Below are 13,726 nucleotides of genomic sequence, written 5' to 3' on the forward strand. Positions count from 1 at the left end.
ATTGGGGATTGGGGATTGGGGATTGGGGATTGGGGATTGGGGATTGGGGATTGGGGATTGGGGATTGGGGATTGGGGATTGGGGATTGGGGATTGGGGATTGGGGATTGGGACTCCCTTGTCTCTCTTCCCCAGTACCTTGTCCCCAGTCCCCAGTCCCTTGTCTTTCTTCTCCCACCATCATCCTTTATTCCTCGTAATCTAATAAAACTTGTACCCAGTTTGGCGGACGGGGGATTGGGTTGCCTAAGCGATCCAGTAGTACCAAAGCCACCAGATGCACCACGAATAGATAAATGATATTGCTCAGGATGACCATGCCGAATGCGATCGCTTGAACCACATAAAGACTCGGTTGGGCGAGCAACCCTAGCTTGACAAATATCCACTCTGCCAATTCCGTCACCTGGCTTGTCGTGTAAACCCAGAGGTCTTCGCCCAGTAAAATTGACAGCAGCCAAAACCGAAAAAAGAATCCAAACGTGCCAATAATCCCACCTATACCAATCGAGAACAGCCAGTTACTCCCGCGCCTCCACATAGCCCCCAGCTGGACACCCATCAAAGCATAGGGGATAACAAAGAGAATGCTGCGGGTAGGCCCCATCAGCACCGACAACAGCAACCCAGTAACCAACGCCGCCATCCAAGCAGCGCGGTATCCCCAGCGCAAGTATGCCAAAGCAATTGGCACCGGGAAAAACATTCGCAACAGCGGCCCCAAGGGAAAGTAATAATTAATCAGCCAAATCAAGCTAGAGGTACTAGCTAAAAAGGCAGTTTCCACCAATATCAGGGGAGACTTCGCACTCACCTTAACTTCAGAAAAATTGTCTGGTGAGGCGCTGGTTGTCCCTGTTGTTTCGCTTCTATCCGTGTCCCCAGACATTTGTGGATTAAAGCTTTCAGGGCCAGTTGTACTTTGTCTTGCTGCGTTCGCCAGTCCGGTCGGCTGATTTTCCGTTTCCAGATCGCTGGGGCGATCGCCTTCACCGTCTTTAAAAGGATCGCTCATGCAAATTTTAAAACAGGCAGATTTTAATTTAACCTTTATCTAACTTTGAGGCGGATCGTTCCCTGGCACCATTGATGATTTTGCCGAAAAGCCAGATTTTTTATTGATAAATAGGGGATTGGGAACAAAGTTATGAGTTGTAAGTTATTTATTTCCAACTTTTCGCCTCACTCCCCACGCCTAAGTTTCCCTTACACGATTAGTCGTTCCAAGGCTCCCATATCGGGAATACAGAGGATATCGTGATCGCGCATAATCAGCCCTTTTTTCTCCAACTTTGTCAGTACCCGCGTCACTGTTTCCCGCGCCAGTCCGCTGAGACTACTCAACTCGCGATGAGGCAAATTCGGGATATTAATTCCTTTTTGTGCAGTTTTTCCCTGCCCTTCCGCGAGAAATAACAACGTATCGGCTACACGCGACATACTGTCCGATTCTCGCAACCGGAGACGACGGTTAACTTGACGCAGACGTTTTGCCATCAGCTGAGCCAACCGCACGCCTGCTAGGGGTTCATTATTAATTAACTGAACGAAATCAGCAGCGGGCATACTGCCAATCGTTGTGGGAGTTAATGTGATCACATCCGTAGAACGAGGCACCTCATCGAGTGCTGCCATTTCGCCAAAGAGTTCTCCTTTCCCAAGAATGTTGAGAGTAACTTCTTTGCCATCGAGGTTGTAGGTACGAATTTTCGCCCAACCCTCCAAAATAAAATATACTGAGCCGCCCCAGTCGTTTTCCAGCAAAATCACCTGATTTGCTGGATGAGTACGAGTAACGACATGAGACGTTGCCTTCTGCACAACAATGTCTGGTAAGCCAGTAAACAAAGGAGCGGAGACAATCAACGAATTGAGATTAGAATTTGATTCGCGGGAGTTGTATCTGTCTTCCATCGGGCCATCGCAAAAGTAAACGCTTTTAAACGGATAATTAGTGGCCCACTTCATCGGGGCTAGCTGGTAGCGTTTTAACGCAGAGCAATAATAAGAGCTGGACTTTTCAGCAATACTGCCAGAATAGTACAGCAGGTGGCGTTGCCCCACTCGAAGACAATTTTGCTGGACAAGAGGCACCAAGGTGCCAATCCATTCCCAAGCAAGAGGCACCTATTTAGAAATGACTCTACCGTTATTATCCTCTCTACGGTAAACTCACTACCAGTTGCCGATCGTTCAAAAGCAAAACTCACATTCTACTCCAAACGCTTTATTTTATGGCGATCGCGTACTTGTTACGCGGTTAGCGGCACTTGAGGGCGATCGCTCCTGAATATATCTACATTTATAATTACCCGTTTTGAAATACTTCACCCGGTAGATGTAGAACTCTGTGAAATTTAGTTGTTGTCGCTCACGCAGTCTAACATTATAGCCAGTAGCAGTATAGTAGCTTTTGATAACTGGGCAATCGTTCTAGGCGGGGGTTCCCTTGTGACTCACGAAACAGATTCAATTTCAACAATCATCGCTGACATTGACAGCATCCTCCAAAAGGCCAGCTCCCGTCGTCCTTGGCTCAGATCGGTCGATGTCCAAGAGCAGCGGCGGCTTTTGGAGCAAGTTCGTAATTATTTAGCCGCACAACAGCAATCCAATGCTGTAGTTGAAGAGCAGCACCTCCAGCGATCGCAGGAAACGGGGCGGCAAATTGTGCAAGCGGTTGAGAAAGAGATGCACTCGTTGCGCTCTGGCTTAATTGGGCCTTTACAGGCGGAAATGGAGCGGCTGCGCCAGCAACGGGAGTCGCTAATTTCAGAAATTCGGCAGATGGAGAGTTCCCGGCTGCACTATCGAACTCTTACGCAGCAACAGGCATCCCAGCAGCAAATGATTTCCGAATTTTTGCAGGCGCTTTCTGGTCGCTTGCAGGAAACTCTGACGCAACAGATGGCTCAAAGCCTGACGAATCTAGAAGCCCAATTTATGAATTTGGCGTATACATCCCAACAAACGCCACCATCCGCCTCTGGCCCCGCTTACGACCGCAGCCAGATAAACAATCCAGCACCGCTACACCCACGCGAGCGCCTAGAACAGCTGCAAATGCTACAGGCGCGATCTGATCAACTGTTGATAACCCTGGATTCTACTATTTGTTCCGTCTTCGAGACGCTACAGCGCAATATTCACAGCTATCAAGAGTCTTTGTTCCAAGGACTGGAGAAGATTCACAATTTGGGGCAGCAGAGTGAGGTCAGGTTTACCGAGTTGGTAAATCAGCTTAGCGAGCAGTTACAGCAAGAAGCCTCTACCATAATGCAATCCTCCTCTAGGCGGATTTCTGAATTGCAGTCACCGCCAGACGCGACGACAAGGCCGCAAAACCCAGGCAATCTGGAACCCAGGCAATCTGGAACCCAGCCACCTTGGAGAGAGGCAAATATTGCTCCGTTCTCGCCTTCACAAAATTACAGAAGCTTCTCGCCTAATGCTGACAATCCTCCCACGCAACTACCGTATCCGGGTATTGAATTGCCAGCAAGATCGGTGGAACTGGTAGAGGAGCCAAGTGCGGAGGCGAATCCGACTATTAGCACTTGGGTTGTACAGGGACAGGAGCGATCGCCATCCGCAGCAGCCAACAGTGATGAAGGACTGAATCTAGAGACTCTGGATATATCCGCTCTAAATTTGGATAGTCTGGATGACGAGAATATGACAACCCTCCTACAGCTGAATGCTGTAATTCCCGTGCCTCCTGAAACACGGGAAGACGAACTAGACGATTTTTTTAATAGTTTGTTTGGTGCGGAACCTGTGAGTGACGCTGGGGTGGAAAAGTCACAACATACGGCCCAGGAAGAAGGGGATAGGGGGAGACTGGAAGCAACAGAAAAATCCCCCGAATCTATTACAGAGCCTACAACACAGTCTTTAGAGGATGCTTTGTTTGCCGGACTGATAGATTCCTCTGATGAGGCGACATTTGTACAGCCACAGACAAGACCCTGGGAAAATGCTTTGTTTCCGGAAGATTGGGAAGCAACGGTTTTTCAGATGGACACAGAAGCGATCGCACCCATCACGGCCGATGAGCAAGAGCAACCCTCCAAAATTGCTAGCCGTTTGGGTGAAGAAATCTTTGCCGCCGAAACAAATTTAGCCGCCAATAGTGATGTTGAACCAGGGGATCTGGTCATCTCGTCGCTGGCTGATTTATTTCCGGAGGCGCTGACAGATGAATCCCTGACTTCTGCTATAGAAACTACCCTTCAAGAAACAACTCAAATTCAGGAAATAGAGCCAACTATACCTCAGCAAGCAATAGAGACAGAGACACCTAGTCTGCTTCTACCAGAAGATACCTACATTCCAGCTTCGCCAGACGAGGATCTGCTGGCAATAGATGCTTCTGCTAGCCAAACAGAAGAATTTTGGCTGGATCAAGAGACTTTGCAACTGCTGAGTGAAGACCTTTTTAGCTTCGAGACACCTACTAGCCGCCGAGAGCAACAAACAGAAATTCTGGAAACAGCTCAGCAGATCGGTGAAAATCTGTATAGATTAGAGGCACCTGATAGCGATTTCCTCCAACAAGAGGAGATTTTTGGAACCGAGTTAACCGGGGAATTGATGGCGCAGGAGCCTTTTACTCAAGAGGAACTGGCACTAGACGAAATCCAAAGGAGTGAAAATCAAGAAATTCACTTATTTGAAGAAACTGTGGCAGACACAGCACTGGATGAAGTGTTGATGGAGGATTGGGACGATCTAAACTTGGATAGTTTTCCAGAGGATGTGTCTGCTGGTGTGCCAGATGAGCAGGCGCAGCCTCAAACTGAAGCGTTACACCAAGAAGATTCCCCCAAACAGCCGGAGAAAACAGAACCATCTGTGTCCGAATGGGATGCGTCATTATACACCTGGGAACCGCTCTATCCACCTCCAGACACGGTGATTGGTCTGCTTCCTCCAGCTAAGGAATTAACACCGGAGGAAGAACAGACAGCAGTACCAGAAAATGCGATCGCTGCTGGGGAGTTGCCAGAAACACCTGAATCAAATTCCAGCCAGCAAACATTCAATGAGTGGGATGAAGCGGTGGAATTATCTTTACAAGAATTGAGCCGGGTGGAAACAGAAAACGCAATTCCTTCTGATGATGAATACTTAGCCTCCTGGGAGTTGTCAGAAACGCCTGAATCAAATTCCAGCCAGCAAACATTCAATGAGTGGGATGAAGCGGTGGAATTATCTTTACAAGAATTGAGCCGGGTGGAAACAGAAAACGCAATTCCTTCTGATTCTGATGATGAATACTTAGCCTCCTGGGATTGGGAAGAAACGCCTGAAAGCGATGGGAGAGAAACAACACAATCAGATGATATGGATTGGGAGTTGGAATTGTTACGCTTGGAGGAACTGATCGCACCAGATCAAGCGATCGCATCCCCAGAAGAATCCTTTGACGAAGCCTTTAACGAAGCTTTTGATAATGAGGCAACTCTAACGTCCGACGATTTGATAGATATACCCCCATCGTCAGATTCTGAAAAAAAAAAACAAATAGTGACTCCGAATGAGGAAGCGGTAACTAGGGAGGATGAAACAGATTTCTCGGTGGAAGCGATATTTGGATCTCAGATTTTTACCGAAAATTTCATCCATCCTTCGTCCTTCAACCCCGTTCCTTTGACACCGCTTGCGGAACCAGCATTTCTGAAGAACCTCACTTTGCCAGATAGTGTCCCTCCGCCTCCCGTGGGGACAAACTCAGAGGGGTTCGGGGTAAAGTGTTTTAATGATGGAGAATTAACCGGATTTGATCTTAAAAGTCCTTCATCCTTAATCCTTCATCCTTTAAAAAAAGCCGCCTCGGAGGATGTCAGCAACTATACCTGGTATTTAGGAATTGACTTTGGGACAACTGGTGTTTCCGCAGTTTTGTTAAATTGCTCCACTGGCGAAAGATATCCTATCTATTGGATGAAATCCCAACAGCCAGAGTCAAACGAAACCAGCTTTCGTTTACCGTCTGTAACCTACATAGGGCCAGAGGGGAATATTCCGGGATCATCGGTAGCAGCGATCGCTGTTGCTCCCACATCCGTTGCCAATAGTAAAGAGGGGATATTCATCCAAAACTTTAAGCCATACTTGAAAGTTGGCATTCCTTACTATTCTGTCTCCGGCAAAAACTGGGAGCCAATGTTGCAGTGGTCGCTTGACCAGCCAATTTCTTTGTGCTGGATTGGGCGCTCGTTGAAAGCTTTATTAGCTACTCTGACACCCCAACAAGACGAAGAAAGCCCTCTATTTTCCTCAGAACAAGCTCCTTCATATTTAGTAGGTGCTGCTGGTCTCAAGCCATCTACGCTGAATGCAGCGATGAGCCGCTTAAGCGGTGCAATTGTGGGTTGCCCTGCCCAGTGGGGGGATACCTACCGCTTTAATATTCGGGAAGCCTTGCTGGAGGCGAAGCTGGTGGGGCATCCAGAGCAAATTTTCTTTCTTGAGGATGCGATCGCTACTGTGTTGGCAGGAATTGAAGGTGCGACACTCCCAGAAGTACCCTGGCGAGGCCCCACTTTAGCAATCAATGCTGGTGCCACTACAACAGAACTTGCTTTGGTAAATTTACCGGAAAATCTGGAAGATTTAACTCATTCCGACTTTGCTTGTCAAAGTTTTGCCTATGCGGGTAATGCCATTGACCAAGACATTATCTGTCAATTGCTTTTGCAGGATGAAGGCAGCAAAATCAAAGACAAATTAGAATCTTCATTTATTCTTCATTCTTCATCCCTAATCTTTCCTAAGGCGGGCGAACCAGATTTGGCAACACGCGATCGCTTATCATCGCTGTTGCAAAGTTCCCCTCTAGGACAAAAACTTCTAGAAGCCGCTAGTTATCTAAAACGGATTCTTCAGCACCAAGATAGTTATACCCTGGAACTGGGCGAATATTCCTGCGTGGTGACGCGCCAAGACCTAGAAAACCGGGTGTTCAAACCGTTTATTGAACAACTGAATCAGAAGCTAAATTCGCTGCTAATTCAAACAGGAATACGCGAATCAGGGATTAAGCAAATCATCTGTACTGGCGGAACTGCTGCCATCGGTGAAATCGCCCAATGGCTGCGGCAAAAATTACCAAAAGCAATTTTGATTCGGGACACAGATACAACATTTCGCGTCTGGTCAGGCGAACAAGCAACCCGAAGCTGTAGTCCGGTTGCCTACGGTTTGGCTACTTTACCGTTATATCCCCAACTGTTGGAACAACAAACACAGCAGTACAGCGACTATTTTCTGCTTTTGGAACTTTTACGCGCACTGCCCTCCCAACCGCTTCCGGTTGAGGAAATTATGCAGATACTAGAGTATCGCGGTATTAATACACGGGTTTGCTTTTCTCGCGTGATGGCACTTTTGGACGGTCAGATGCCTGCTGGTCTGGTGCCGTCACAAACCGCTTCGGGTTTACTGACTCCCGCCTCGGCAGAAAATCCTGATTATCAGGCGATCGCTTCCGCACCTCTTTTTGAGAAAGAGGCGACGCAGCTTTATCGCATGAATGGACAGCAAAGCGAGGCTTGGCGGCGTTATTTAAGTAGCGTCCTGGCTGGTACTCAGCAAAAACTGGACGACCCACTAGCCGTCAATTTGTTAGAACTGGCAATAATTTAGGGATTGGGGGCTGGGGGCTGGGGACTGGGGACTAGGGGCTGGGGACTGGGGACTGGGCAAGATTCTTACCGAATTCCAATTCCCAATTCCCAATTCCCAATCCCCAATCCCCAATCCCCAGCCCCTAGTCCCAATTCCCAATCCCCAATTCCCAATCCCCAATCCCCAATCCCCAATCCCCAATTGCAACCCTGCGGTCATATCAATGCAGTTTTGTCAACCGCGTAAACACTAAATATATAAAAGCCGAATATCCTTAAAGATTCGGTGAAATAAGTGGTTTGGACATTCCAAGTGGGAAGGGTGTTGCTTATATTGACATATAGAAAGCCCAAATTATAGAAACCAACTACAGAACTGTGATTACTACTTATCGCTTCCGGGAATCCAAAAAAATTGCTTCGCCAGAAATGGATGAACTCTACTTAGTTGATTGTGAAAAACAAGCCGAACATCATCCATCGGTTACTAGCAAAGCGAAGCGCCTAATTGATATTTTGGGAGGCATGGTAGGTTTAGGGATTACGGCTGCGATCGCAATTCCAGTAGCGATCGCTATGCAACTCGATAACCCCGGCCCAGTATTTTACAGCCAGATTCGTTGCGGTCTGCACGGTCGCCAATTCCGCATCTGGAAATTTCGTTCTATGGTTGTTGGCGCAGAAAAGCTTCAGCATCTGGTGAAGAACCAGGCAAAAGGGCATATCTTTAAAAATGAAAATGACCCCCGCATTACCCGCGTGGGAAGATTTATGCGCCGCACTAGCTTAGACGAATTTCCTCAGTTTTGGAATGTTCTGATGGGGGATATGAGCCTGGTGGGAACCCGTCCACCCACAGTCAATGAAGTTAAGAACTACGACGGTCATCACTGGGAACGGTTGAATGTTAAGCCGGGAATTACTGGCGAATGGCAAGCTAACGGTCGTTCTACGGTGGAAGACTTTGAAGAAATCGTTCGTATGGACATCGACTACCAACGCAAGTGGTCTGTTATCTACGACATCAGCCTAATTTTCAAGACTGTAATGGCAGTTTTGGATAAGAAAGGCGCTTGCTAAAATTTTTTAGTTATGAATTGTAGAGACGCGATTTATCGCGTCTCTTGTTTTATGATGACGGTAGTAATTAATGGCTACCTCATAACTCATAACTATTGATGAATCTGCCTAACTGGATCACTTTATCTCGTTTGTTATCTCTACCATTTCTGCTCTATTTGCTGCAAAACCCAACAACTGAAACTCGCTGGATCAGTCTGGGAATTTTCCTGGTTGCGGCGGCTACAGATTGGCTGGATGGCTACTTAGCTCGTAAACTAAATCAAATTACAGATTTGGGAAAGTTTCTTGACCCTTTAGTTGATAAATTATTGGTTTTGGCTCCTTTGCTGGCGTTGATTGGGTTAAATCAAGTTCCAGCATGGGGTGTATTTTTGATTTTGGGACGAGAGATCGCGATCGCAGGTTGGCGCGTTAACCAAACTACCATCACTGGTGCTAATATTTGGGGCAAGCTGAAAACAGTGAGTCAGATATTAGCGATCGCACTCCTCATCGCACCCCTACCTAACTCATGGCAAATTTACTCTTTGGTTGCCTTCTGGGTTTCTGTTGTCCTTACCTTGATTTCTGGCGTAATTTATGTATTGCCTCAAAAAAGCGCTCAACCGATAGGGTAGGGTTCTCATTCCCAGACCGCAGCCCAGGAACAAGAAATAAATCAGGCTGCTTTTAAAATCTCATCATCAACTGAGAAATCTACCTCAGCTTTGTCGCGACCAGAGGCGAGATAATCATTGAGGAACGAGTCTTTCAGCCCAGAAATCAAGTCATATTCTGGATGCCAACCTAGTTCAGTCTTGGCTTTATCAACTGAGGCAAAGAAATGCTGAGTTCTCATAGGAAAAGCCTTGCGTTTCCCAAAATCAAACTTTTTCGCGTCGTAATGGACAATTTGCACTTGGTCTGACTTCCCAGCAGCAATAGCGCAAGCACGCGCTAACCCATCAAAGGTGACGTAGCGATCGCCTGACACATTATAAATCTGCCCGACTGCCTGAGATTTCCCCAAAACTGCTGCCATCGCCGCCGCTAAGTCTTTCACATGACCAAACTGGGTGATATGCAAGCCATTTCCGGGAATTGGAATCGGGCGATTCCGCACAATCCGATCGAAAAACCAAGCTTCCAAATCGTTGTAGTTCTGAGGGCCGTAAATATATGTAGGACGAATAGATGTCACAGGTAATCCCTGTTGGGTGAGGTAAGCTTCTGTTTCAAACTTGCCCTTGTGACGACTTTTTGGATCGACAGCATCGCCTTCTACATGAGGCATTTGGTCTGACTTCAGATAAACACCCGCAGAACTCATGTAGACAAAATGCTGCACCCGGTCTTTAAATATTTCTGCTAAAGGTTGGGTGTCGCTTAATTCCCGCCCGTTGTTATCAAAGATAGCGTCAAAATTTTCTGAAGATAACTTTTCTTTTAGTTGCGAGGCATCAGTGCGATCGCCATGAATTTGTTTTACACCTTCAACTGGTACAGGCTTGTTGCCGCGATTAAAAAGTACGACTTCATGCCCTTGTTCCACCAGCGTTTTTGTTAGATAAACCCCGATAAACCGGGTTCCACCCATCATTAAGATTCGCATTCTGCACCATCCTCATTTTTTGCCAATTTGTCTGAAATTTTCCACGAACGTCCTTCACAGTGAACTTTATCGCCAATGATTTGAACGCCACGTCGTGCAATCGCAAATATTTCTTTTCTCTCTGAATCTGTTAAGTAGTCATCACCTTTACGGCCCATTGGACGCTTTCGAGGATCTCCCCCAGCATCTAGATAGCGTTGCCTAGATCGGGCAAAAAGTTCTTTTAATCTTTCGGACTCTTGTTTCTGGACTTCAGTCAGTTCTTTCATAGTTCCGATCTCCATCTCATAGGAACAATATCGCCATTTTGCAGGAGTCGGGCATAAGGTAATACAGAGCTTGGTGTTTCAATTACCCAAATTCCTGTTTCTTCATCATACACCGCATTGCTAAGTAGTTCTAAGGTGTCCAGAGCGTTAAGAATTAGATACTGTAATTCTGATGGTTCCACAAGTTGTTATTCTAAATTTTTGCCAAAACTCATCTTACAGTCTGAGTTGAGTGACAGCAATTTTGCCGGAAAAACAAACATCAACATCACTTCCGGGAGTGCGATCGCGTTTTTGATATTCTCCTACATAGTAAAAATCATCACCTTCAATTCGGTAATTTACTGGCAACGGTCGCTTACAGGGTTCGCAAAACACCACTTCTGGATCGGGATCTCCTGGTTCCAAATGTGGTAAATTCACGTTCCAAAAGCTTCCCGGTTCAATGGTACGAGTCAGTAAGTCTGCTAAAACTCCAGCTGTCCAACGCGCCGCCACATCCCAATCAACATTCCGCTTCCCTTTGCGATAATGAGAAACGGCAATTCCCGGAACTCGGTGCATCGCCGCTTCGCGCACAGCTGCCACTGTGCCTGAGATGTAAGAGTCAACTCCCAAGTTGCCTCCAGCATTGATGCCTGAAAGTACGAATTTGACATTTGGACATAAATGTGACAAGGCAATGCGAACGCAATCAGCGGGAGTGCCTGCGATCGCATATTCAACATTAGAGCGTCGCTTGAGATGAATCGCTCTAGTCGTCGTCACCTGATGACCGCAACCCGATAGATGGTCACAGGGAGCGACAATTACGCCATTGCCATTCATCGCCTTGTACAGCGCTCGGATACCAGGAGCGTCTATTCCGTCGTCGTTGGTGATAATGAACGTCATAGATTTTTGGAGAGTAGTGTTGTAGTGTTCTGCTAAGCCATACTAAAATCAGAACTATAAAAATAATTCAAGCGCTATTAAAGTAATTTATAGTTAAATTTTGTAAGATTATTCTATAGTGATAACACTCACCAGATACTTTTAGTATGCTTAATTCTTTACCCTTTGCTTACTTCCAAAACAAATTTGTGCCTTTTGCTGAGGCAAATATTTCCATCGCTACCCATGCTTTGCATTATGGAACCGGAGCCTTTGGAGGATTGCGCGGCATCCCCGATCCCCAAAACCCTCAACAAATTTTGCTGTTTAGATTAGACCGTCATTGTCAAAGATTGAGTCAGAGTGCTAAGTTTCTTCGCTACGATTTACCAGCAGATAAAATCGAAAATACTATAGTCGATTTTGTCCGAGTTAATAAGCCAAGTACGTCTTTTTATATTCGACCTTTTATCTATACCTCAGATATAGGTATTGCTCCCAGACTTCATAACATTGAGAAACAGTTTTTCGTTTATGGATTAGAGTTAGGAGATTATATGTCTCCTGAAGGAGTAAGCTGTCGCATTAGTTCTTGGTATCGACAAGAAGATCGCAGCTTTCCCTTGAAAGGTAAAATTACAGGAGCTTATATTACTTCTTCTCTCGCCAAAACTGAAGCTGTAGAATCCGGTTTTGATGAAGGGATTTTAATGAATTCTCAAGGCAAAGTCTGTGAAGCTTCGGGGATGAATATTTTTATTGTGAGAAATGGGCAACTAATTACCCCTGGAGTTGAACAAGATATTTTAGAAGGCATCACTAGAGATAGCATTCTCACAATTGCTCAAGATATGGGAATTAAAACTATAGAAAGACCCGTTGATAAATCTGAACTTTTGATTGCTGACGAAGTGTTTTTAAGTGGAACTGCTGCTAAGATAACCCCAGTAAAAAGAATTGAGAACTACGAGTTATCAACAACTAGACCAATAACTGAAAAACTTAGGGAGAAACTGATAGCAATTACAGAAAATCGAGACGATAATTACCGAGAATGGGTATACACAATTCCCCTTGAATAAACATAAGTATTCAAATGGGGGAGGGTGTGAATAATGGATATTAAAGATTGGTGGAAATTGCTTGAACGGGACAAGTAGGAATACACTGTTCGCAGACAATGCAGCGCGATCGCATAAACGTTAGCCGGAACGTCTGCGGATCTAAAGTAAGGGCTTCGGTAGGGCAAACACCAGTACAAAGTCCGCAGTCAACGCAGACATCTTCATCAATAACAATCTCCCGACTGGCAAAGGAAACGCTGATATCTTGCGATCGCATCCAATCAATCGCCGCATCCAGCGCATCAATATCGCCCAAAAGTTCCACTACCAGCTTACCAATTTGATTCGGTGCCACCTGAGCGCGAATAATATTCGCCGCCACATTAAAATCTTTAGCCAGTCGATAAGTCACTGGCATTTGTATTGCGCGTTTCGGAAAAGTCAGCGTTACTCGTTTTTTCACAGCAAAGGTAGCTTTGGAGAGAGTTGGTAAACTAAAGGAAGCTTATATACAAATCGTAAACAAAATCTTCAATGGCTGTGAATTCACCTGAAACAACTGTAACTCCCCAAACCCAGTCGCCAACGGACGGCGGGAAACGCATCAGAAATTTCTTGATTGCAATGGTAGCAATTATCCTCACAGTTGCCCTATTTTTCGGACTGCGAACCGAGACAAGTTCAGTTTCCCTAGACGCGCAGGCGGAAACATCCACACCGTTAGAAGTGGCTTTGAGTAATGGTAAGCCGACGCTAATGGAATTTTATGCCAACTGGTGTACTAGCTGTCAGGCGATGGCGAAGGATTTGGGCGAACTCAAACAAGAGTACGCGGACGCTGTGAACTTTGTGATGCTGAACGTGGATAATAACAAGTGGTTGCCAGAGATGCTGCGCTACCGAGTCGATGGCATTCCGCATTTCGTGTATTTTGGGAAAAATGGGGAAGCGATCGCTCAAACCCTTGGTGAAATGCCTCGTCCCATCATGCAGGCAAATATTGAAGCCCTAGTTGCTGCCTTACCCCTACCGTATACCCAATCCGGGCAAGTATCCGCCTTTGAAGCGCCCGTCACCCCAGCAAAAGCCACCCCTGACGATCCTCGCAGCCACGGTAGTCAAGTCAAAAATTAAAAATGCAAAATGTTTAATTTTCCTCTAGGAGGATGACTAGGCTTACCGCTTTGGGTTATAAGCTATTTGCTGCATGAAGGAT

Annotated in this window: 14 protein-coding genes; 5 read left to right on the forward strand and 9 right to left on the reverse strand. The window is 46.1% G+C overall.

All coding sequences use genetic code 11. From position 1 onward, the window contains the following. The 3 genes from H6F74_RS03990 to H6F74_RS04000 form a co-directional block, all read right to left on the reverse strand. A partial coding sequence (locus H6F74_RS03990) for a hypothetical protein (protein WP_190436659.1) occupies positions 1 to 183 on the reverse strand: 183 nt, incomplete at its 3' end. Between the two features lie 3 nt (positions 184 to 186). Next, positions 187 to 1,014 (reverse strand): DUF2232 domain-containing protein, encoded by an 828-nt coding sequence (locus tag H6F74_RS03995; RefSeq protein ID WP_242021786.1) that lies wholly within the window; start codon positions 1,012 to 1,014, stop codon positions 187 to 189. 191 nt (positions 1,015 to 1,205) lie between these two features. Further along, entirely contained in the window at positions 1,206 to 1,913 is a 708-nt protein-coding gene (locus H6F74_RS04000) for a Crp/Fnr family transcriptional regulator (protein WP_190436765.1), read from the reverse strand. 537 nt (positions 1,914 to 2,450) lie between these two features. On the opposite strand from H6F74_RS04000, the gene H6F74_RS04005 reads away from it, so the two are divergent. Beyond that, a complete protein-coding gene (locus H6F74_RS04005) occupies positions 2,451 to 7,649 on the forward strand; it encodes a hypothetical protein (RefSeq protein WP_190436662.1) in 5,199 nt (1,732 codons plus the stop codon). Here the strand turns inward: H6F74_RS04005 and H6F74_RS04010 are convergent. Continuing rightward, entirely contained in the window at positions 7,629 to 7,850 is a 222-nt protein-coding gene (locus H6F74_RS04010; protein ID WP_190436666.1) for a hypothetical protein, read from the reverse strand. The two genes, H6F74_RS04005 and H6F74_RS04010, sit on opposite strands and share 21 nt — an antisense overlap. A gap of 209 nt (positions 7,851 to 8,059) precedes the next feature. On the opposite strand from H6F74_RS04010, the gene H6F74_RS04015 reads away from it, so the two are divergent. Beyond that, positions 8,060 to 8,710 (forward strand): sugar transferase, encoded by a 651-nt coding sequence (locus H6F74_RS04015; protein WP_190426816.1) that lies wholly within the window; start codon positions 8,060 to 8,062, stop codon positions 8,708 to 8,710. 98 nt (positions 8,711 to 8,808) lie between these two features. Further along, a complete protein-coding gene (gene pgsA / locus H6F74_RS04020; RefSeq protein WP_190436670.1) occupies positions 8,809 to 9,330 on the forward strand; it encodes a CDP-diacylglycerol--glycerol-3-phosphate 3-phosphatidyltransferase in 522 nt (173 codons plus the stop codon). A gap of 41 nt (positions 9,331 to 9,371) precedes the next feature. Here pgsA and H6F74_RS04025 read toward each other — a convergent pair whose 3' ends face one another. The 4 genes from H6F74_RS04025 to surE are packed head-to-tail and all read right to left on the reverse strand — an operon-like array spanning position 9,372 to position 11,467. Beyond that, positions 9,372 to 10,304 (reverse strand): NAD-dependent epimerase/dehydratase family protein, encoded by a 933-nt coding sequence (locus tag H6F74_RS04025; protein WP_190436673.1) that lies wholly within the window; start codon positions 10,302 to 10,304, stop codon positions 9,372 to 9,374. Next, positions 10,292 to 10,573: a hypothetical protein gene (locus H6F74_RS04030; protein WP_190436675.1), complete on the reverse strand. Its 282-nt coding sequence runs from the start codon at positions 10,571 to 10,573 to the stop codon at positions 10,292 to 10,294. Before H6F74_RS04030 ends, H6F74_RS04025 begins: the two co-directional genes overlap by 13 nt. After that, positions 10,570 to 10,755, reverse strand: a complete 186-nt coding sequence (locus H6F74_RS04035; protein WP_190436680.1) for a hypothetical protein — start codon at positions 10,753 to 10,755, stop codon at positions 10,570 to 10,572. The genes H6F74_RS04030 and H6F74_RS04035 overlap by 4 nt, the downstream gene beginning before the upstream one ends. Positions 10,756 to 10,789: 34 nt before the next feature. Next, positions 10,790 to 11,467 (reverse strand): 5'/3'-nucleotidase SurE, encoded by a 678-nt coding sequence (gene surE, locus H6F74_RS04040; protein WP_190426733.1) that lies wholly within the window; start codon positions 11,465 to 11,467, stop codon positions 10,790 to 10,792. Between the two features lie 146 nt (positions 11,468 to 11,613). Between surE and H6F74_RS04045 the strand changes: the two genes are divergently transcribed. Continuing rightward, positions 11,614 to 12,528: a branched-chain amino acid transaminase gene (locus H6F74_RS04045; RefSeq protein ID WP_190436681.1), complete on the forward strand. Its 915-nt coding sequence runs from the start codon at positions 11,614 to 11,616 to the stop codon at positions 12,526 to 12,528. Positions 12,529 to 12,568: 40 nt separating this feature from the next. Here the strand turns inward: H6F74_RS04045 and H6F74_RS04050 are convergent, their stop codons facing one another. Beyond that, positions 12,569 to 12,973, reverse strand: coding sequence for an NIL domain-containing protein (locus H6F74_RS04050; RefSeq protein WP_190426728.1), 405 nt, complete (start codon positions 12,971 to 12,973; stop codon positions 12,569 to 12,571). Between the two features lie 71 nt (positions 12,974 to 13,044). On the opposite strand from H6F74_RS04050, the gene H6F74_RS04055 reads away from it, so the two are divergent. Then, a complete protein-coding gene (locus tag H6F74_RS04055; RefSeq protein ID WP_190436685.1) occupies positions 13,045 to 13,644 on the forward strand; it encodes a thioredoxin family protein in 600 nt (199 codons plus the stop codon). The last annotated feature ends 82 nt before the right edge of the window (positions 13,645 to 13,726 follow it).

The organism is Trichocoleus sp. FACHB-90, from assembly GCF_014695505.1.
In the GTDB taxonomy this organism is placed as follows: domain Bacteria; phylum Cyanobacteriota; class Cyanobacteriia; order Cyanobacteriales; family FACHB-T130; genus Funiculus; species Funiculus sociatus.

What these genes read in the sequence shown, in the direction of transcription:
- H6F74_RS03995 (WP_242021786.1), bottom strand. Translation starts at nt 1,014, where the DNA reads ATGAGCGATCCTTTTAAAGACGGTGAAGGCGATCGCCCCAGCGATCTG.
- H6F74_RS04000 (WP_190436765.1), bottom strand. Translation starts at nt 1,913, where the DNA reads ATGGAAGACAGATACAACTCCCGCGAATCAAATTCTAATCTCAATTCG.
- H6F74_RS04010 (WP_190436666.1), bottom strand. Translation starts at nt 7,850, where the DNA reads ATGACCGCAGGGTTGCAATTGGGGATTGGGGATTGGGGATTGGGGATT.
- H6F74_RS04015 (WP_190426816.1), top strand. Translation starts at nt 8,060, where the DNA reads ATGGATGAACTCTACTTAGTTGATTGTGAAAAACAAGCCGAACATCAT.
- pgsA (WP_190436670.1), top strand. Translation starts at nt 8,809, where the DNA reads ATGAATCTGCCTAACTGGATCACTTTATCTCGTTTGTTATCTCTACCA.
- H6F74_RS04025 (WP_190436673.1), bottom strand. Translation starts at nt 10,304, where the DNA reads ATGCGAATCTTAATGATGGGTGGAACCCGGTTTATCGGGGTTTATCTA.
- H6F74_RS04030 (WP_190436675.1), bottom strand. Translation starts at nt 10,573, where the DNA reads ATGAAAGAACTGACTGAAGTCCAGAAACAAGAGTCCGAAAGATTAAAA.
- surE (WP_190426733.1), bottom strand. Translation starts at nt 11,467, where the DNA reads ATGACGTTCATTATCACCAACGACGACGGAATAGACGCTCCTGGTATC.
- H6F74_RS04045 (WP_190436681.1), top strand. Translation starts at nt 11,614, where the DNA reads ATGCTTAATTCTTTACCCTTTGCTTACTTCCAAAACAAATTTGTGCCT.
- H6F74_RS04055 (WP_190436685.1), top strand. Translation starts at nt 13,045, where the DNA reads ATGGCTGTGAATTCACCTGAAACAACTGTAACTCCCCAAACCCAGTCG.